The sequence below is a fragment of the Microvirga lenta genome (genome assembly GCF_020532555.1).
Classification (GTDB): Bacteria; Pseudomonadota; Alphaproteobacteria; order Rhizobiales; family Beijerinckiaceae; genus Microvirga; species Microvirga lenta.
Genome location: NZ_JAJBBR010000005.1, coordinates 1 through 19010, shown reverse-complemented (window position 1 = coordinate 19010; position 19010 = coordinate 1). Strand labels below are relative to the sequence as shown.

Below are 19010 nucleotides of genomic sequence, written 5' to 3'. Positions count from 1 at the left end.
CAACTGCCACAATATACAAATGGATTGTGATTCCCGCCGGTCCGGTTGCACGAAGCTTCATGGGCGAAAACGAGTGGGCACGCTGCCAACGACATGGATGGAGTAGGGCGTGCGTCGCGATCGAAGCCGATGCTCCAAGATCAGAACATGCCTTATGTGATACCGGTCGGGAGGGCATTTCGAGTGCAGCAGTAGGCGACTCATCTCACACGCCCTAGATTGCCCTGCAACTTCTGAAGATGAATCAAACCAGATCGCATCCACTGCCGCTGATGTGGATAAGGCCTGAAGGCATAAAGAGCAGGAACGGAGAGTTATCCTGCCGAGCAATTACTTGCGAAGGGCTTCCAATTTTTTGCCCATTAATGGTCGGAGTGGCAGGATTTGAACCTGCGACCCCCACGTCCCGAACGTGGTGCGCTACCAGACTGCGCTACACTCCGACACCGATTTACATCGGGAAGGCCGGTCTTATAGACGCATGATCCTGACGCTGCAAGAGGGTATTTGAGGCCCAGCGCTGATATTTCCTCTCTCCAGCGGGATGCACAAAACGAGGTTGCCAGCGACGGTTCAGGCCATTATGTACACGCCACATCAGATTGGGGCGTCGCCAAGTGGTAAGGCAGCGGTTTTTGGTACCGCCATTCCCAGGTTCGAATCCTGGCGCCCCAGCCAGCTTTCCCAGATATAAATAGGCTCGCCACCTAACTGACTTGCTCTGGCAATATTGCTCAGCGGACCCACGCCTAGAAGCTCGTTTTCTGATCCGTTGGTCAAGCTTTAGAGGCTCAGGAGAAGGCAGTTCTTCTAAACTCGCCCGAGTTCTTCCTGCCGTGCGTCGTCTCGCCACTGTCCTTGCTAGTGGAGATATATAGTATCGACGCCGGTCGGCTTGGATCGATGCAGGTTGCCCGGGAAAACACAAGAGTGAGTTGGCCATAGCGGGCTTACTTCAACCCTAGGCTCTTGACGAGCCCTGTGGGGGAGGGTCATGAAAACTGGCCAAACTGCGTCGGCTGCCCTGGCTCAAGCGGGTCATAGAAGTAGCAGCCGGAGGAGCGGATGCGTGATACATGGGCGGGGCATAGAATGACGGACCATTCGGGCTTGACCAAAGCCAGCAACGGAGGCGGGCACGGGAACAACGATACCGATCCTGGGTCCGTGTCGCCGATCTCGGCTTTCCCTGAAGGCCTCGGTCCGGCACCGGATATTGTGCTAGCTGAGGCTGCCGCTGCCCTTCAGTGCGCTCAGACAGAAACGGCGCGACTGCGGCATGAACTCTCGGAGACCCAGTCGCGGTCGGACCAATACCTTGGCGACTTGCAGGCGGAGCTGGCTCGACGCGACCGCGAGATCCTCAAGCTAAGGGCCGATCTCGCTGCAGCAGAGCATGATCGGCGTCTCAACGTCACGCAGATGGTCAAAGCCATGGTAGCTGCGGAGCAGCGCGTCCGTGCCGCGACAAATGTGCCGGAAGGTCTGGAAGACCGTTATCGAGATCTGCTGAGCTATGTAGAGAAGCTGAAGGCGCGCCATCGCGACCTTCAGGAACATGTCCGACAGCTTGCCAAGGAACAGGAGAAAGCCCGACATCAAATGGAAGCTGCCCTCGCCGAGGAACGGAAAGCGGTTCGGCGTGAAATCGATGCCATTCTCAGCAGCACTAGTTGGCGGCTGACCTTGCCAATTCGCCGCCTGGCAGCTCGTTTTCCTGGATCGGTTGGTACGGGGAGGCAGGCACTGAGATTCGTCTGGCGAGCCCTGGGGATGCGCTATGTCCTCAGGTTTGTCCGAACAGGGCGTATTAGTGACAGTGCCGGAAGGGCCCCGAAACCGAAGGCTGTTGGAGCCAAGGCAGTTTCAAAGAAGAATGGTCAGACGCCTGCACAATCGGGCGACCCGGCTGCAGCCAAGCCATTTCCCGAACCAATCGAACTACTGAGCACGACTGGTATTCAGCCAGGACTTATTTCGGACTATCCCGACCCCTGGCCTGCGGACCGCCCCTTGGTCAGCGTCGTCATTCCCTGTTTCAATTACAGCCATTTCGTTCACGAGGCGGTCGAGTCGGTTCTGGCGCAGACGTTTTCGGATTTAGAGGTTCTTGTTGTCGAAGGCGGGTCGAGCTCTCTCGATGCGCGACAGAGGCTTGCCGAACTGGAACTGCCGAAGACCCGCATTCTGCTTCAGAGCGAGGCCCATCGCGCTGGCGCAAATCGCAATTTCGGCATCAGCCAGGCTCGCGGCAAATATGTCTGCTGCCTCGATGCGGATGACATTATCGAACCGACCTTCATAGAGAAGGCCGTATTCCTGGCGGAGCACTATGGATATGACGTAATCTCGACCGCAGTTGCATTCTTCGGCAACCGCTCTGGTGGCTACGGTAGCAATGAGCGCCCCGTGCTGAAGGACATGCTGCTGGCCAACTACGTGCCAACCTGTGCCGTCTTCAGGCGCGAACTTTGGGAGAGGGCAGGAGGATTTCGCGATTCCGACAGGGTTACCGGGCATGTTCACGAGGATTGGCTGTTCTGGGTGCGGCTTGGCGCTCTCGGGGCGCGGTTCTGGAATATAGTCGGGGAACGCCTCTTCCACTATCGGATCCATGGTGCCAGTCTGAGCAATGGCCAGGACGTCCTATCAATCGAAGACCAGAGAGAGATCATTCGAGAACTCAATGCTGATGTGCTGCTACCTGGAGTTGTCGAACGCTCGAGCGAACTCGCAAATCAGAGCCGACGCCACCCGGAGCCGCTGCGTAATCTCTCTCGCTTCGGCCGGGATCTCGTAGATACACGCCCAACAGTGCTTCTCGCTTTGCCGTTTCTTATAATCGGCGGCGCCGAGCGCCTTTTGAGCGCGATACTGACGCATCTTAGCGCAAAAGGCTGGCGGGTCATCGTTGTCACCACAGTCCCGGTTCGGCCGGAGTTGGGTGACACGACAGATTGGTTCCGGGAGGCTACCAAGGAAATCTATCATCTCCCGCGCTTCCTGGTGCAAGAGCGCTGGAGTGACTTCATCCATTATATCTTGCGAACGAAGAAGGTAGATCTGCTCTGGATTGCCGGCAGCGCTGTCTTCTACGATATGCTTTCGGAGATCAGGACATTGTATCCGGATCTGAGGGTGGTCGACCTGTTGTTCAATGCCGTCGGTCATACAGCCAACAACCGCAAGAATTCGCACCTTATTGATTGCAACATCGTCGAGAACCGCGAGGTCGCGGGCTGGCTCATAGAACATGGTGAGACGGAGAGCCGGATCCGCATGATCGAAAGCGGCCTCGATCTCGTTGGTTTCGCGCCGCAGGCGAAGGACCAGGAAATACTCGAACGGCTGGGCCTCTCCGAGGGAACCGTCCTTATTGGGTTCTCGGGCCGGTGGTCGCAGGAAAAAGATCCTTTAGGCTTCGTTGAGATCGCCAGGCGCGTGCCGCCGGACGTGTCGGTCGCTTTCGTCATGACCGGGGCTGGTCCTATGAAGAAAAAGATCGAGGCAGCCGTTGCCGATGCAGGTTTTCCGCCCGGCCGGTTCCATCTTCTCGGAGCCGTTCCCGAGGTCAAGCCCTATATCGCATCCTATGATCTGCTCTGCCTGCCGTCGCGTCTCGACGGACGCCCAGTCGTCGTGCTTGAGGCGCTTGCCCTCGGGGTCCCCGTCCTGGCCTCGAATGTTGGTGCATTGCCCGAGCTGATCGAGGAGGGCAACAGCGGACGCCTCTACGAGCCTGGCGATTACGACGCCTTCGCGGAAGGCATCGTCGAACTCGCGAAGCGTCCGGACGAAGTTCAGCGGATGAAGCAGCAGGCAAGGGCTTCGGCCGAACGCAAGTTCGATGCGCGTAGCATGCTAGCACAGTACGAGGAGATCCTGTCCAATATCGTGTTCGGACAACGGGCGGGCGGCTCGTCCGCAGATTCCGCGGCGCGGATCGCTGAGGGGTAGACGCCAAGTGGCGTTCAGCGGGACAAGAGGTCGTTTAGAAAATCGGACGCGTGGGAGATCCTGCTCACAGTGCAAGATTTCGCTGAAGAAGGGGGCTGGAGCTGGTTCCACCCCTGTGAGAGGTAACTCTGGGAGTTGAGCCGCAGCCATCGACAGGATCATTCCTCGACATCGTCCCGTGAGCGATATATTGCAGCCCGACAGATCTGAAAGGAGGCTTTGGTGGTTACGGGCAAGAACATCCTGGTAACAGGCGCAGGAGGCTTCATCGGTAGCCACCTTGTCGAAGCGCTGCTCCAGCGCGGTGCGAACGTCACCGCCATGGTCCGGTACAATTCGGCCTCGGCTATTGGGAACCTCAAGTTCCTGCCCGATGATTTGCGGAGCAGGCTCAAGGTCGCCGCAGGCAACATCGAGGATAGCGACTTCGTCTACAGGGCCGTCGAGGGTCAGGACATCGTCCTCCATCTCGCCGCCCTTATCGCGATTCCCTATTCCTACGTCGCTCCCCGCTCCTATGTACGCACAAATGTCGAGGGAACACTGAACGTTCTAGAGGCCGCACGTCGGTTGGGAACGAAGCGTGTGGTTCATACCAGCACTTCGGAGGTTTACGGAACGGCAGTGCGGGCGCCGATCGACGAGGACCATCCCCTACAAGGCCAGTCGCCCTATTCGGCCAGCAAGATTGGCGCAGATAAAGTCGCCGATTCGTATTATCTGTCTTTCGACACGCCGGTCGTGGTGCTTCGGCCCTTCAATACGTTCGGACCTCGCCAGTCCGCCAGGGCTTTCATCCCGACTATCATCTCGCAAGCCCTGGAACGGCCTGAGATTCATCTGGGCTCGCTGACGCCGCAGCGCGACATGACCTTTGTGGCCGACACGGTCGAAGGCTTCATCCTTGCTGGGACAGTTCCAGGAATTGAGGGGGAGACTATCAATCTGGGGACGGGAGAAACCTACAGCATTGGCGATTTCGCACAGCGCATCCTGCGAATCATGGGCGCCGACAAGCCGATCGTCCATGACCCCGCACGCGACCGGCCGAGCAAGAGCGAAGTCATGAAGCTCGTTTCCGACAATGCGAAGGCCGCCCGATTGCTCGGGTGGCGTCCGAAGACCTCGCTTGACGACGGCTTAAGCCAAGCGATCGACTTCGTATCTGCCAATCGCGGGCTCTACGCCCCTCAAACCTATTCGGTCTAAGGCGGAAGAGATCATGCAGGCAATTGTCATGGCCGGTGGCAAGGGGTCGCGTCTGCATCCCTATTCGGCCTTGTTTCCAAAGCCTCTCATGCCTCTCGGCGACAAGCCAATCCTCGAGATCCTGCTACGTCAGCTTCGAGCTGCGAACGTAACTGATGTCATCATTGCGGTGAACCACCTACGGCACCTGATCGAGGCCTTCTTCGGGGACGGATCACGCTTCGGCCTGTCGATTACTTACAGTATCGAGGACAAGCCGCTCGGAACCGCCGGTCCTATGAGCCTAGTCCTAGACCGACTGGAGGAGAATTTCATCCTCACCAACGGCGATCTGCTCACGAATCTCGACATGGGTCGGATGGTGTCAGATCATATGCAGAGTGGTGCGGCCGCCACCATCGGAACCTACCGCCGCGAGCTGAAGTCGGAGTTCGGCCTGCTTGATGTCGACGAGAACATGCGCATGGTGGGCTATCGCGAGAAACCGGTCTATCAGCACCTCGTCAGCATGGGGCTTTACGTTCTCAACCGCGATGCTGTCCGGCGATGGCTGGTTCCGGGTGAATATCTCGACATGCCGACGCTGATGCAGGCGATGACCGGGGCCGGCATGCTGGTACGATGCCACCGGCAGGACTGCACCTGGCTTGATATCGGCCGTCCGGAGGACTTTGCGCTGGCACAGAATATGGTCGAGCGCGATCCGAACGCCTTCTCTCCGCCCGCGACCGTGTGATGCGGGTCCTGCTGACCGGCTCCGGCGGCTTTCTCGGGCGGCACCTCCTGGCGTCGCCAGCCGCTGCGGGGGTACATTTCGTATGTGCGATGCGCACGGAAAAGGGACGGCCGGGGCATGACGTCGTTCTAGGGCCGGGACCCTGGGGGAAAGCCGAGTTCGAGCACGCTCTCGCGGTTGGGCGGCCTGACGTGGTGATTCACTGCGCCGGCACGACCCACGGGGATGCCCGACAGCTCTTCGAGGCGAATGCCGTCCCAGCGGGGGGACTACTAGCCGCCCTGTCGGGTATGGCCCGACCGCCTCGCGTTGTGCTGGTCGGATCGGCCGCCGAATATGGCTTCGTGAGTGCTGATGCCATGCCGGTACGTGAGGATCACCCTTGCCAACCCCGAAGCGAGTACGGCATCTCCAAGTACGTCCAGACGCTGCTCGCCCTATCGGCGGCCGAGCGCGGCCTTCCCGTAATGGTTGCTCGACTGTTTAACCCAGTTGGGCTGGGCATGCCGCCAAACCTCGCCCTACCGTCCTTTGCAAGGCGCATCGCGGAGGCGCTGGAACTCGGTGGCGCAATCTCTGTCGGTGACATTGATGCCCGCCGAGACTTCATCGACGTGGCCGAGGCCGCGCGCATTCTTCTCGGTCTCGCCCGCGCCTCGGCCTGGCCCTGGCCGGTGGTGAACCTGTGCAGCGGACGCGCCTTTCGGCTCGGCTCGCTCTTGGAGACCATGATCGCAGCGAGCGGCCGACAGCTTCAGGTGAGGGTCGACCCGACACTGCTAAGGCCCGGCGATATGCCGCTTCTCACCGGGAGTACGGAGCGGCTCGATGCGCTGGGGCTGTCGCCAGCGGCGCCAAAATTCGATATTCTGTTGCCTCGTATGCTGGGCGAAGCACGCTTGCGCTATACCGCGGCTCCGTGAGCTCCTTTGCGGTGTCGCCGCTGCCTCACGTCGTAAAGCGTGAGCTATGGGCGTAGGATTTGTATCGTGCGACCTTCGGCGACGCGGAAGGGGTTGAGAATTGGCGTGGTCCAGCCATCAACCCACCTGACCCGGAGCGACTCTCAGCGTATAGCATCCCGGGTTGCCAAAGGCTTCTGGAGCTCTTAAGAACTCGGGCATTGTCGAGCCTAAGCTGGCGGGGGGAGTTGCGTGCCGCGTCAATTGATCATCTTTGGTGTCGGCGATATTGCCGAGTTGGCCCACTTTTACTTCAGCCACGACTCCGATTATGAGGTCGCCGCTTTCACGGTCGACGAGCCTTATATCAAGGAGAACAACTTCTGCGGGTGTCCTGTCGTGCCCTTCGAGCGGATCGCTGCCGATTTCCCGCCGGATCGCTTCAGCTTCTTCGCCGCAATTAGTTATGCCAAGCTCAATGCATTGCGGGCGGACAAGGTTGAGGCGGCGCGGCGCATGGAATATCCGATCGCTTCCTATCTGAGTAGCAGGGCGACAGTCTTCCCCGGTTTCGAACTGCAGGAGAACTGTTTCATCCTGGAGGACAACACGATTCAGCCGTTTGCTCGGATTGGGGCAAACGTGACTCTTTGGAGCGGAAATCATATCGGGCATCATTCCGTCATCGGGAATGATGTCTTCATCGCTTCGCACGTGGTCGTTTCCGGCGGCGTTCGGATCGGCGCCGGAAGCTTTGTTGGGGTCAATGTGACATTGCGCGACCATGTCGTCATTGGAGAGAAGTGCGTGCTAGGTGCGGGGGCCCTGATCCTCGATGATCAGCCCGACTTCACCGTCGTCGCCCCTCGGGGAACTGAGCGGTCGGCCGTGCCAAGCACACGGCTGCGGCGGATCTAGTGATACTGAACGGGGGCGACCGTTCACGCGGAGACGCCGGGCCGGAGTTCTCGATGGCGGCTGGCCGCCATTGCCCGTGAGCCGGAGGGCGCCCCCTTGAGAAAGTTCAAAAAAGGTTGCAACTGAATGGACCGAATCCCTTTTAATGTTCCGGCACTGGCGGGGCGGGAACTCGAGAATATCCGAGAGGCTCTCGAGAAGAAGTTCCATATCTCCGGAAACGGGCCTTTCACGAGGCTTTGCCAGGAATACCTTGAAAGATATCTCGGGGGCGGACAGGTCCTGCTGACCCATTCCTGCACCGCCGCACTCGAGATGTCCGCGATCTTAGCGGAGATTGGGCCCGGTGACGAAGTCATCATGCCTTCGTACACCTTTACGAGCACAGCCAATGCTTTTGTTCTACGCGGCGCAACTCCGGTCTTCATCGATATTCGCCCCGACACACTAAACCTCGACGAGACGTTGGTCGAGCAAGCCATCACGCCTCGGACGAAGGCGATCTGCGTCGTCCATTACGCTGGCGTCGCGGCCGAGATGGATGTGATCATGGCTATCGCCGAGAGGCACGGCCTGACCGTTATCGAGGATGCGGCACAGGGCATCTACGGGTCGTGGCGTGACCGGCCCCTCGGTTCCATCGGCCAGATGGCCGCATTCAGCTTCCATGAAACCAAGAACATCATCTCCGGCGAAGGCGGAGCATTGATTGTCAACGATCCGGCTCTATTCGAGCGTGCCGAGATCGTCTGGGAAAAGGGGACCAACCGTGCACAGTTCCAGAGGGGCGAGATCGCACGCTACACCTGGGTCGATGTAGGCTCCTCCTTTCTGCCGAGCGAGCTAATCGCCGCATTCCTCCATTCCCAACTGGAGAACGGACCGGAGATCACCCAGCGACGCGTAGCGGCTTGGAACTACTACTATGATGCCTTCGCCTCTATGGAGGAGACAGGCAGTCTTAAGCGGCCGGTAGTCCCCCAATCCTGCACGCACAATGGACACATCTTCTATCTGACGATGAGGGACGCCGAGCAGCGGGACAAGGTACTGAAGACGCTTCAATCAACGGGCATTCACGCTATCATCCACTATGTGCCGCTGCACTCGGCTCCGGCTGGCTTGCGCTATGGTCGCTGCGGCAGCAATATGACCCATACCGACAGCATCTCATCGCGGCTCGTCCGCCTGCCCATGCATGCGCGTCTCGACCGCGCAACTCAGGACCGGGTCATCGAGGCGATCCGCTCCGTGCTGACCTAGAGGGTGTCTGGAAATTAAGCTGCTGCATGGGCTAACCTTTTGGTCATGAGGCGGCTCATGGCGAGGTAGATCCACGTCTCGGTGGTAGCCGGCAGGCCCTCCCAATCCTTGGCCAAGCGGCGGTTGCGCACGAGCCACGCAAAGGTGCGCTCCACAATCCAGCGCTGAGGCAGAACCGTAAATCCAGCCGGCATTTCGGGCGCAGGCTGACCGGCTGGCACCCGCACCCAGCGACGGGGGCGCTTCACGATCAGCAGCGTCCATCCGAGCTCTTTCTCCAACCAGGTGGCCAGACCCTGGTAGCCCATGTCGGCAAACAGGCATTCCACCTCCGGATAACGGCCTCTCAGATCGTCCAGCACGGCTTCAGCGGCCTTCCGATCATGCAGATCCGCCGGATGAACGAGCACGTGCAGGATCAGGCCTTGCGTGTCGACCACCAGATGCCGTTTGCGACCGGAGATCCGCTTACCCCCATCGTAGCCGCGCTCACCGTCGGCTTCACTGGTGCGGGCGGTCTGGCTGTCGATGATGGCAGCGTGCGGTTCTGGACTGCGCCCGGCCAGCATCCGGGCCCGGGTGCGTAGGGCATCATTGATGGACCGCCACGTGCCGCGCTGGCGCCATCGCCGGAAGTGATCATACACGCTCTGCCAAGGCGGATACTCGTGTGGCAACAGCCGCCAGGGCTCGCCACCGCGCAGGACATAGAGGACGGCATTCAGTACCAGCCGCAGGTCATGCTTGCGGGGCCGCCCGCGGCGGGTCGTAGGGGCCAGGAGGGGCGCCAGGATCGCCCACTCCGCATCGCAGGTCCATTTTCCTGTCCGGTATTTGAGCTCGTGTCATTCGTTGAGAAGAGCGATGCCGAAGCCTTCCCGACCATAGCCGTTGCCGTTGTAGAGCATATAGATTCGCCCCCGGTGTTCGAAGACGCATGGATAGGTGCGGGCGTCAGACTCCCACTCTTCGGGAGATCGCGTAAAGCTGACGAGGTGGTCGCGCCTGATCCAATTGCGGCCGTCGGATGACCACGCATATCCGAGCTTGTACTGCGCGAAGCGGCGGGCGTACCACATGGACCACCCGCCGCCGCCTCTGAGGACGACCGGCCGCGAGACCGCGAACTCCTGCGGCTCTGCCGCCCCCGCGAGGGGAATGACAATTCCGCTCTCCGACTCCCAGACCTCGCCGTCCCGTGATATCGCCGACTTCACGACATGAATCATGTCCATCCAACCCTCACCCCAGGAAAGATGGCTTCCGAACCACATCCGGTAGCCGTCATCTATCTCGGTGACCCAAGGGTAGCCCAGTGTGAGTGGATTTGCCTCGCTTCGCCCGACGACCGGGATGTTGAACCGGCGTGAGAATGCAGGGGCGTCCTGGTCGGCGATTGCCAAGCCGATCGTGTTGGTGAACGGCACGGATTTGCCGACTGTCCATCCGAGGTAATAGGCAAGAATCTTGTCCTTGCGACGGATGAGGGATGTGACGGTCACACCATCTGCATCGAAGGAACCCCGGGGGCCCGGTGAGAGGAGGGGACCGGACGGTGCGCTCAGGATCTCGAACCTGCTGCCGTCGAGAGCAATGTCTATCGAAGCAAGATGAGAACGTCCCTCAACGTCACGTGTCGAGAAATAGACCCTCACGCTTCCATCCGGCAGCGGCAGCGCGGTCGGGTAGGCCGCATGACTCACGCCCCAGTCGGCAAGTTGGGCCGGCTTCCAAACGCGTCCGAGAGGGCGCCAGAGCTGCGGTCGTTCCTGTATCATCTTGCCGACAATCATGCCCATTAGGCGATGAATGGAATCGATGGCATCCGAGCGCCGCCTCCGGTCTCAGGCATTCCCCTTCCAAACGAGCACGGTAAATTCATAAAGGCCGTAATCATGATTAAGGGTGACATGCCGCCCGAATCGGCCAATGCAGTAGTTCAGGATCGCCCCTGGATCGGCGTAATACAGCCGTGCCTCCATACGGTCCCGGTCGGAGAAGCCTGTCAGGAAATTGAATGCGATACCGATCCTGGCCTTCTCGTACATGTTGTCGATCGTTGAGCGGACGAGATCAAGCCAGTTGTCGTTTGGGGCATCGAAGCGGACGTTGAAGATCCCGCTGGCAACGACGTAATCCGCCATGGCATCCGGCCTGTCTCCCTTCGCAAAGCGAACATTGGGCAGGGCCCCGCAGACGGACTCAGCTTCCCGCAGCATCACCTCCGAGATGTCGTAGCCGGTGTAATCGAGGTCGAGGCTGTGCCGCTGCGCCCAGAGCGGAAATGCTCCCCAACCGCATCCGACTTCGGCAATGGAGCCAGTCCGCGCCCCGCGCAGCACCTTGGCCAGTTCGAGGAACCTCAGTTCCTGGCTTTCCGCGTCGCGCCAGTCCGCGCCCTTCGGGGTCGCCCCATAGGTGCGTGCCTTATCGTCGTAATATTCGGCGACCTGAGCGAGAAGTCTAGGGGCGTTCGTCGTCATGTGTCTTCCTTGTCCGAACGGTATACGTCCCGAACGATCGTCAGTGGGCGGCGCTTCACTTCGAGGAATATGGTGGCGAGATAAATTGCGATGATGCCGTTGACCAGTACGTTGAGCCCCAGGGACAGGCTGACCACAGCCATGACGGAAATCCAGCCTTCGACGCCGATGCCCCCTAGAAGCTTCGCCGCTACCAGAAGAGCAATGAATAGCAATGATGTGAAGAAGATGACGACGCCCGAAATAAAAATGAGAAACAGCGGCGAGACGGAGAAGGACGTGACGCTGCTGAGGAAGAGCGGGATCAGCTTTCTATAGTTGTACGTGGTCTTCGAAAGGCTCAGCTTTTTCACGGGTACGCCGATCTGCGAGAACCCGGCGACATGCATAATTCCAACCAGAAACAGTTCCCGTTCCTCGAAGAGCCTAATCGCATCGATATAGCGGCGTGTCATGAGCCGCGCTGTCGTGACATCCTTGGGAAAGTTGAACGTCGTCAGCGCGTCGAGCATTCTGTAGAAGGTGTTCCGCCCCAGACGATAGACCTTTGATCCTTTGGGACTCTCCTGGACGCCGTAGACGACATCGGCCCGGTTCGAGGTCATCGTCTCGTGGAACGTAACCGCCCACATTGGGTCCTCTTCAAGATCTCCGTCCAGGATCATGACGAGGTCGCCCGTTGCGTGGGCCATGCCCGTCCACAGGGCGCGATGCTGACCGAAATTCCTCGACAGGTCGATGACAGAGACCTTTGAATCCTCCTCGGCGAGCTCCCGGGCGATCTCTAGACCGTTGTCGGGGCTCGCATCATTGACGAGGACGACCTCGTAATCACAGCCGATCGCCTGGGCGGCAAGGATCGCCCGTCGCCTGAACTCGGCGATCGCCCCTGCGCTCCTGTAGATCGTCGTGACGAATGATATCCTCATGCCTGTACCGATTCGGACCAGACTCCCAGAAAACGGGGGGTATCCTCACCGAGATTGAAAAGAAGATCGATAACACTGACAAACGGCTCGAAGGGGCCGTGCAGCTGCGAATAGGCCGGATAGTCCGAATAATCCATCCATTCGACCGCGATGCCATGTTCGGCGAACATCTCTTCCCGGAGATAGTCCTTCGCCGAAGGGCCAGAGATATAATGGGTCGCTCCCGCGGCGAGACAGATGGACAGAAGCCGTTCGGACTTGGCTCCGACCGCGGGGTATTGCGTGTCGCGGGAGATGCTGGTCTTCAGGCCGAGTCGTTGCGATAGGGCACACAGGAACAGTTCGTTGACGTCGGTCAGGCGGCGCTCCGTGGCGGCCCTCTCGTAAAGAGGTCGCAGGAAAGAACTCGTCGTCTCGAAATACGGGGCGCGCCGATAGGCAAGCTCAATCCCGCGCCAGTGCTTCTCCGCCCAGGGCTCGGCGATCTGGACCTGATCGATGGGCTGCTCGAATCGGGACTTCGACAGGACTGGGATCGTCAGCCAATGAACCCCGGAAGCCGTCTTGATGCAGTTCCGGTTGTGCCAATGCCTCTTGGCGAACTGCACCTGGTCGAAGATCACGTACTCCGTGCATCGGCCAATCATGTCGAAGAAGCCGCGCCAAGGGATGTATGCCGATTGAACAATGGCGATCCGCTTCTCGCCGGAAGCTGGCTTCCGGCCTAAAGCACTAGATTCAAAAGTAGACTTGCACTTTTGAGAACCATCCGATGCTTCTCCTTGGGCGAGAACACCGCTGGGTGCGAACCGGAGGCTCGCACGATGTGCTTGATTGCGCGCCGTCGTATCCACTATGAGTCGCCTGTCCATGCCTTGCGGGGTTATCTTGGGTGGTATTCCGTCTTCCTGTGCCCCTATCAGTCGTTTTCAGGGCCGTCTACCCTTAAGCGCTGCCCTCGAAGGTGACGTGAACTGCTCCCCGTACGCGGGAGGCAGGGCGGGCACCCTTCATCCACCGACGAACCGTTGAAGCAAAATATAGTAGCGGTTATTGCCAATATATTGAGGTTGGTCTAGATCGTGTCAAATTAAGGATATCGCTCGGCCGGACATCGCCAGGAATATTACGCGCCAGCACGAAATCATCTGGCGGCTCTGGCGTGACGTCGGAAATCGGGTCATTGTGCAAGTTCTCAGAACCATGGCTGTAGATGTGAACGGAACGGACGGGCTCGCATGCCCGGCATGCGCCGGACGGGACTGGGTGCAACTGCCGGCTCAGCCGAGAAGTATGCTGTCGGACGGCCGTCTCTTCCCGGAAGGACTTGCAAAGGCGAGCTGTGCCGGATGCGGCTTAGTCCGCCACCAGAGGTTATTACAAGAGCTTGAGATTAAAAGGATTTACGACGGCGACTACAAGCTGGCGGCGTTGCCCTTGGACGACGAGTTCCTAAGCCGGAGACAGCGCCTTTACGCCGATTGGATTTTTTCGTTCTTCCCGAGGGAGGAGAGATTGTCGGCGTTCGATATCGGAGCCGGTAACGCCTCCCTGCTGGCGCAACTTGCCAAGGGAGGTGCGGTTTGGCGTCTGAGAGGGATCGACCCTGTCGACGCTGCGGCAGCGTTGGGTCGTGCGGCCGGATACGACGTTGAGACCGCCTTCCTCGACGAATACGACATGTCCAGCCTAGAAGCAGATCTCATTATCTCCATCAACGTCATCGAACACGTTGCGGACCCGGTCGCTTTCTTAAGGAGGGCGGCCTCCGGCATCAAGAGCGGGGGCAGGCTCTTCATCGCATGTCCCGACGGTGACCGGCCGTCGACAGAGTTGCTGATCTACGACCACATTCACAGCATCACCTATGCGGCAATGAGGCATATCGCGGCTAGGGCCGGGCTACGGATCCTTTCCCACACGCCGGCGCCCGCCGTGATCGGGCCCTTCCATTCATTCGTGCTCGCCGCCGAGGAGGGGGGGGATTGTCCCGGTTCATTCGATGCCCAGATGCTGGCGGAGGCTCGCGCAGAATTCCTCGAATCGTGGAAGCACCTCGACGGTACGCTAGAACCTAGGTTGCGGGGGGGGGATGGGGTCTTCGCGTTCGGATTCGGAGAGAATGCGCAACTTCTCAGAACATACGCGCCGCGGGCTTGGTCCCACGTCCAGGGCATCTACGCCGACGTGGATGGGGAGTTCGACGGCAAACCGGTCAGGCGCTACAGTGCTCCGCCGGAGGCTCGCAGCCGAAAGTTGCTCCTCGCTGTGCGGCCAGACCTGCAAAAGACGTTAAGGGACCGACTCGTGAGGGACGGGAACCTGGTCGTGTCTTGGGATGATCTGATCTCCGGCGACGGGTGAGGGATTGCGACACTCCCGCGCACTATGTGACGCGGCGAGTGAGGGGAGTGCGACACAGTTCCGCACAATGCGTTCCTTGTTCGAAAGGAGCATCGGATTGATCCCAGCAAGGCAAGTCCATTCTTCGCGTACGCGGACTTTCGGCTCCGCACGATGCACAAGAACTGTCTTCACTGGCGTGCGGCCAAAACTCTTCTGCGGCATGGCGCGCTCTTGGCGGCGAACCAGATCCGCTTTGCTGAAGGGTGCTCTATGTACTCGATTCAGGCTGGCCAACACGCTCGGCGACGATGAACAGAGGGCGGCGCTTCAGTACGACAAACAGGGCCGCCAGATAGAGTCCCATAATGAAGAAGACACCGGAAACTAGAGCCCCGAACATTCCGGCTCCGAATGTTAGGATCTTCTGACCTGTCACGGTTATCGATAGGTCGAAGAGGCTGAAGATCATCGCTCCGAAGCTGATAAGAAGCATGGCCGTGATAGCCCATGCGATCGGCATGAACATGGAGTTCGAGAAGAAGAGAACTCCTTGGAAAGCATGCCTCAGCAAGGACGAGAGCCGGTAGCTCGAGGTGCCGGCCTTTCTTGTGTCGCGCTCGATATCGACAGCGCGCCCTTCAAAGCCAAGCCAGTACAGGATGAACAGGTAATGCCGGTGTGGTTCCGAGAACTCAAGATAGGCGTCGACGACCCGCCGGTTCAGTAAGGTAAAGGTGCCGTAGGACGGGTCGATGTTCCACTTGGAAATATATCTTAGAAATTTGAAATAGAGTTGTCCGGCAGACATCCGTGTCGCGGACTGGTGCCGGCTGCGTCGGCGGGCGTAAACGATAGGAACGCCTCTTGTGCCTACTTCCCAAAGGGCAGGGATTGCCTCGGGAGGGTCCTGAAGATCGCCGTCCATAACGACGACATGGTTTCCCCGCGCCTCCTTGAGGCCCGCCGTGATCGCGAGGTGCTGGCCGAAGTTGCGGGTCAGTCTGACGCCTACGACATGTGGGTCTTCCTTCGCGAGCGCCGTGATTTCTAGCCACGACTTCTCGGGGCAGGCATCGTCTACGAAAACAATCTCGTAGCTCGTCACGATGCTCGGAAGAACGGCTGTCAGACGTCGGTGCAGTTCTCGCAAGCTCGCCTTGCAGCGATAGATTGGGACGACGATGCTCAGTTCAATCATGATTTTCACGTCGGGCATGAGGCTCGACCGGACTCTGGGCAGGGCCTCGGCCTACTGCCGCAGGGGGCCGGGGCGGATGACATCAAGTTGCAGACAAACCGATTAGTGTCTATAGAGGCGCCGGGCAAATGAATTTTCGGTCCGCGGGAGAACTAGATGTCCACATTCGTGCGGTATGGCATCAAGGAGCAGCGCCGGTCGACCACCGCGGTCGAGAGGGCGATAGAACAGTTGAAGCTCCTAGGGTACGCCGTGGTCGATGGGGGGTATACACCGGACGAGATCGCCAAGTTCAGCGCTGCCTTCGACGGCGCACGCACCGAAATGCAAAAGCAGTTCGGTGGACGGGAGGCGCTGGAGGCGATCGACGAGCACAATACAGTGCGCGTCCCGATGCTGTACGATAAGCTGTTTCTCGATCTTGCCACGAACCCGATTATTCTCGATATATGCCGCCGGATGGTCGGCGACTACGTCATCCTGAACCAGCAGAACGGCATCGTGAATCCTGGCAACTCCGCAAGGTACAACCAGGGCGCCTATCACCGCGACCTGCCGTACCAGCATTTCGTCTCGTCCCGGCCCCTCGCCATCAATGCCCTATTTTGCCTGGATCCGTTCACGGCCGAGAACGGGGCTACCTTCGTGGTTCCTGGCAGCCACAAGGAGGAGCTCTTTCCGTCCGATGAGGTCGTCGAAGCCCTCCAGGTCCAAGCTCCGGCTCCAGCCGGCAGCTTCATCGTCCTGGATTGCATGGTCTTCCACTCCGGAGGTATCAATCGCACCGGGCGTGAGCGCCGCGGCGTGAACCACGTCTATACTATTCCGCTGATCAAGCCACAGATCGATCTTCCGAGCGTGCTGGGTCTCGACTACACAGCTGACCCAAAGGTGCGCCAGCTTCTTGGCTACGATGTACAGGTTCCGACAGATCTTGCACAGTACTATAGGTCTCGTAACAAAAAGGTTGGCTAGAGAGCTTGCTAGTGGTTCTTACTCTGCTCTCTATATCATCAGTTCGGCGCAACCAGGAGCCATGCCATCCTCGTGAGGAATGGCGCTAGCGCATTGCGCAGAATGGAATTCCGCGCCAACAAAAAAGATCCGGTTGTCCGCTCCTGACGATGCGCTCGCCAAACGAGTGAGTATCGGATAGGGCTCAAAGTACGCAGATCCAGTTTTCCTTCCAAATAATATGGGGCAGACCAGGATTGCACGTGCTGGCGCCGGACGGAGGAGCGAGGCAGTTGAGCTAAGCTGCGCTGGATTTCTCGGAATTCGTGGGATCAAGAAAGCATCATGGCCGTCGGATGTTGCCTAAACAAAGGGACAATTGAAAATGAGGGCGCTTATTCCGCGACTCTTGCTGCTCGGCGTCTCCTCTGGTACCGGAAGGCCGAGTTAATGACAGGTTGATTTCTAGAAGGCTTTTATGGATCGCATTTTCTGGATTGCCGCAACGTTAGGCCTGTCGATCTATGGCCAACTCGTGACCAAGTGGCGCGCCGATTGGCATACGGCGAATTCTCATGTGGAGGGGCGGTTTGGCTTCGTGTTCGCGATGCTGACCGACCTATGGGTGCTTAGCGGACTTGCGGGAGCGTTCCTAGCGAGCATAGCCTATATGCTCGTTCTCCAGAAGCTTCCCTTGGCGTATGCCTATCCCCTGATGGCGCTATCGTTCGTTCTGGTGCCTGTCGCGGCCGTGCTGGCTTTCGGGGGGCGGATACCCCTTATGCAGGCCACGGGTCTCTTTCTCATCGTTCTGGGGGTCTCCCTCTCTGCCTTGTCCAGGTAATTCGAGATGTTGCCAATTCACAGAGCAGAGATGATCATGGGAGCTGAACGTCTGTGCCCGAACTGCCGCTCCGCATCCCGAATCACGAAGGGGGAGGCTATATGGCCTGTAGACTGGACCTGCGCGGACTGCTCCTATCAGGCGCCACACCGCGACGGGATCACGCTCACGGCACCTGATTTGGCGGATACGATCTCGGGCTTCGATCCTAAGGATTTCGACTTTCTCGCTTGCGCGGAAATCGAGCACTTCTGGTTTGCGGCACGCCGCAAGCTGATCGTCGATCTCGCAAACAAATATGCAATAGGAGCGAAAAGCTTCCTCGAGATTGGGTGCGGTTCGGGCAATGTCATCAATGCAATGGCCCGTGAGCGGGAGTGGGATAGGATCGTTGGCACTGAAATCCACCCTAGCGGCCTCGCCCATGCTAGGCCGCGCCTGCCAGCAAGCGTCGAGTTGCTCCAGGTTGACGCACGCCGACTGCCATTCTCAGACACTTTCGATCTGATAGGCGCGTTCGACGTTCTCGAGCACATTGCAGACGATCAACTTGTCCTCTCAGAAATTCACAGGGCGTTGGCTCTGGGCGGAACTTTCATAGCGACGGTTCCACAACACCCCTCACTTTGGAGTGTAGCGGACGAAGTAGCCTACCATGAAAGGCGGTATGAGCGCGGCGAACTTCAGGCCAAGCTAAAGGCGGCAGGATTCCGGGTCGTTTTCAGCACAAGCTACACGGCGCTGCTTCTTCCGCTCATGGCTGTCAGTCGCCTTAGGGTGCGGAGGAATGCCGGGAAGTCCGATGCGCGCGCGAGCGTCCGTCAGGAGTTCGATATATCGTCCATGTTGAACAGAATTCTGACAATGGTTCTGCGCGCCGAGGTCGGACTGACGGCACGCGGGATGTCATGGCCAATTGGAGGAAGCCGGGTCGTCGTCGCACAAAAAGCGTAGAATGTCGGAAGCGCGAGTTCCACTTGGGGCACGCCTGATACTCTAGGTTCCTTTCCTCTCCGGCGGCTCACGCCCTATCTAACAAGGAATGAAACGGACGAGGCGGAAGCTAAGGTGTCGCGTCGGCAAAGTCTCAGTGCCCACTCGAAGCAAGATGCGCTAAGCTCGCCTCAATTGATGCGCCTGGACGCTAGAGGGTGTCTGGAAATTAAGCTGCTGCATGGGCTAACCTTTTGGTCATGAGGCGGCTCATGGCGAGGTAGATCCACGTCTCGGTGGTAGCCGGCAGGCCCTCCCAATCCTTGGCCAAGCGGCGG

The 19010-nt window shown here is 59.0% G+C and carries 15 protein-coding genes, 2 tRNA genes and 1 pseudogene; 11 read left to right on the top strand and 7 right to left on the bottom strand.

Features of this window, described 5'->3' with window-relative positions:
• Positions 1-366 precede the first annotated feature (366 nt).
• Positions 367-443 (bottom strand) — tRNA-Pro (locus tag LGR44_RS08440).
• A 160-nt stretch (positions 444-603) separates the two neighbouring features.
• Between LGR44_RS08440 and LGR44_RS08435 the strand changes: the two genes are divergently transcribed.
• The 7 genes from LGR44_RS08435 (at position 604) to rffA (ending at position 8985) form a co-directional block, all read left to right on the top strand.
• Positions 604-678: transfer RNA gene (locus LGR44_RS08435), tRNA-Gln, on the top strand.
• Positions 679-1065: 387 nt separating this feature from the next.
• Entirely contained in the window at positions 1066-3957 is a 2892-nt protein-coding gene (locus LGR44_RS08430) for a glycosyltransferase (protein WP_226739324.1), read from the top strand.
• 222 nt (positions 3958-4179) lie between these two features.
• Positions 4180-5166, top strand: coding sequence for a GDP-mannose 4,6-dehydratase (locus LGR44_RS08425; protein WP_319004830.1), 987 nt, complete (start codon positions 4180-4182; stop codon positions 5164-5166).
• A gap of 13 nt (positions 5167-5179) precedes the next feature.
• Entirely contained in the window at positions 5180-5902 is a 723-nt protein-coding gene (locus LGR44_RS08420) for a nucleotidyltransferase family protein (RefSeq protein ID WP_226739320.1), read from the top strand.
• Positions 5902-6825, top strand: a complete 924-nt coding sequence (locus LGR44_RS08415; RefSeq protein WP_226739318.1) for an NAD-dependent epimerase/dehydratase family protein — start codon at positions 5902-5904, stop codon at positions 6823-6825. The genes LGR44_RS08420 and LGR44_RS08415 overlap by 1 nt, the downstream gene beginning before the upstream one ends.
• 231 nt (positions 6826-7056) lie before the next feature.
• Positions 7057-7722, top strand: coding sequence for an acetyltransferase (locus LGR44_RS08410; RefSeq protein WP_226739316.1), 666 nt, complete (start codon positions 7057-7059; stop codon positions 7720-7722).
• Between the two features lie 126 nt (positions 7723-7848).
• A complete protein-coding gene (gene rffA, locus LGR44_RS08405) occupies positions 7849-8985 on the top strand; it encodes a dTDP-4-amino-4,6-dideoxygalactose transaminase (RefSeq protein WP_226739314.1) in 1137 nt (378 codons plus the stop codon).
• Positions 8986-8999: 14 nt separating this feature from the next.
• Here the strand turns inward: rffA and LGR44_RS08400 are convergent.
• The 5 genes and pseudogenes from LGR44_RS08400 to LGR44_RS08380 all read right to left on the bottom strand — a co-directional run.
• A pseudogene (locus tag LGR44_RS08400) lies at positions 9000-9782 on the bottom strand (IS5 family transposase); the annotation flags it as partial.
• Positions 9783-9830: 48 nt separating this feature from the next.
• Positions 9831-10640 (bottom strand): glycoside hydrolase family protein, encoded by an 810-nt coding sequence (locus LGR44_RS08395; protein ID WP_226739312.1) that lies wholly within the window; start codon positions 10638-10640, stop codon positions 9831-9833.
• Between the two features lie 189 nt (positions 10641-10829).
• Positions 10830-11468: a class I SAM-dependent methyltransferase gene (locus tag LGR44_RS08390; protein WP_226739310.1), complete on the bottom strand. Its 639-nt coding sequence runs from the start codon at positions 11466-11468 to the stop codon at positions 10830-10832.
• Positions 11465-12397, bottom strand: coding sequence for a glycosyltransferase family 2 protein (locus LGR44_RS08385; RefSeq protein WP_226739307.1), 933 nt, complete (start codon positions 12395-12397; stop codon positions 11465-11467). Before LGR44_RS08385 ends, LGR44_RS08390 begins: the two co-directional genes overlap by 4 nt.
• Positions 12394-13251, bottom strand: coding sequence for a WbqC family protein (locus tag LGR44_RS08380; RefSeq protein ID WP_226739305.1), 858 nt, complete (start codon positions 13249-13251; stop codon positions 12394-12396). The genes LGR44_RS08385 and LGR44_RS08380 overlap by 4 nt, the downstream gene beginning before the upstream one ends.
• Before the next feature lie 439 nt (positions 13252-13690).
• On the opposite strand from LGR44_RS08380, the gene LGR44_RS08375 reads away from it, so the two are divergent.
• Positions 13691-14761, top strand: a complete 1071-nt coding sequence (locus tag LGR44_RS08375) for a class I SAM-dependent methyltransferase (protein WP_226739303.1) — start codon at positions 13691-13693, stop codon at positions 14759-14761.
• 250 nt (positions 14762-15011) lie between these two features.
• Here the strand turns inward: LGR44_RS08375 and LGR44_RS08370 are convergent, their stop codons facing one another.
• Positions 15012-15959 (bottom strand): glycosyltransferase family 2 protein, encoded by a 948-nt coding sequence (locus LGR44_RS08370; RefSeq protein WP_226739301.1) that lies wholly within the window; start codon positions 15957-15959, stop codon positions 15012-15014.
• Between the two features lie 138 nt (positions 15960-16097).
• Between LGR44_RS08370 and LGR44_RS08365 the strand changes: the two genes are divergently transcribed.
• The 3 genes from LGR44_RS08365 (at position 16098) to LGR44_RS08355 (ending at position 18693) form a co-directional block, all read left to right on the top strand.
• Positions 16098-16916 (top strand): phytanoyl-CoA dioxygenase family protein, encoded by an 819-nt coding sequence (locus LGR44_RS08365; protein ID WP_226739298.1) that lies wholly within the window; start codon positions 16098-16100, stop codon positions 16914-16916.
• Between the two features lie 457 nt (positions 16917-17373).
• Positions 17374-17739, top strand: a complete 366-nt coding sequence (locus LGR44_RS08360; RefSeq protein WP_226739296.1) for a DMT family transporter — start codon at positions 17374-17376, stop codon at positions 17737-17739.
• Between the two features lie 180 nt (positions 17740-17919).
• On the top strand, positions 17920-18693 hold the full coding sequence (locus tag LGR44_RS08355; protein ID WP_226739294.1) for a class I SAM-dependent methyltransferase: 774 nt from the start codon (positions 17920-17922) through the stop codon (positions 18691-18693).
• The last annotated feature ends 317 nt before the right edge of the window (positions 18694-19010 follow it).

Excerpts from the sequence above, each read along its gene's own strand:
- LGR44_RS08385 (WP_226739307.1), bottom strand. The coding sequence starts at position 12,397 with ATGAGGATATCATTCGTCACGACGATCTACAGGAGCGCAGGGGCGATC.
- LGR44_RS08415 (WP_226739318.1), top strand. The coding sequence starts at position 5,902 with ATGCGGGTCCTGCTGACCGGCTCCGGCGGCTTTCTCGGGCGGCACCTC.
- LGR44_RS08390 (WP_226739310.1), bottom strand. The coding sequence starts at position 11,468 with ATGACGACGAACGCCCCTAGACTTCTCGCTCAGGTCGCCGAATATTAC.
- LGR44_RS08375 (WP_226739303.1), top strand. The coding sequence starts at position 13,691 with ATGCTGTCGGACGGCCGTCTCTTCCCGGAAGGACTTGCAAAGGCGAGC.
- LGR44_RS08365 (WP_226739298.1), top strand. The coding sequence starts at position 16,098 with ATGTCCACATTCGTGCGGTATGGCATCAAGGAGCAGCGCCGGTCGACC.
- LGR44_RS08360 (WP_226739296.1), top strand. The coding sequence starts at position 17,374 with ATGGATCGCATTTTCTGGATTGCCGCAACGTTAGGCCTGTCGATCTAT.
- LGR44_RS08370 (WP_226739301.1), bottom strand. The coding sequence starts at position 15,959 with ATGCCCGACGTGAAAATCATGATTGAACTGAGCATCGTCGTCCCAATC.
- LGR44_RS08430 (WP_226739324.1), top strand. The coding sequence starts at position 1,066 with ATGCGTGATACATGGGCGGGGCATAGAATGACGGACCATTCGGGCTTG.
- LGR44_RS08420 (WP_226739320.1), top strand. The coding sequence starts at position 5,180 with ATGCAGGCAATTGTCATGGCCGGTGGCAAGGGGTCGCGTCTGCATCCC.
- rffA (WP_226739314.1), top strand. The coding sequence starts at position 7,849 with ATGGACCGAATCCCTTTTAATGTTCCGGCACTGGCGGGGCGGGAACTC.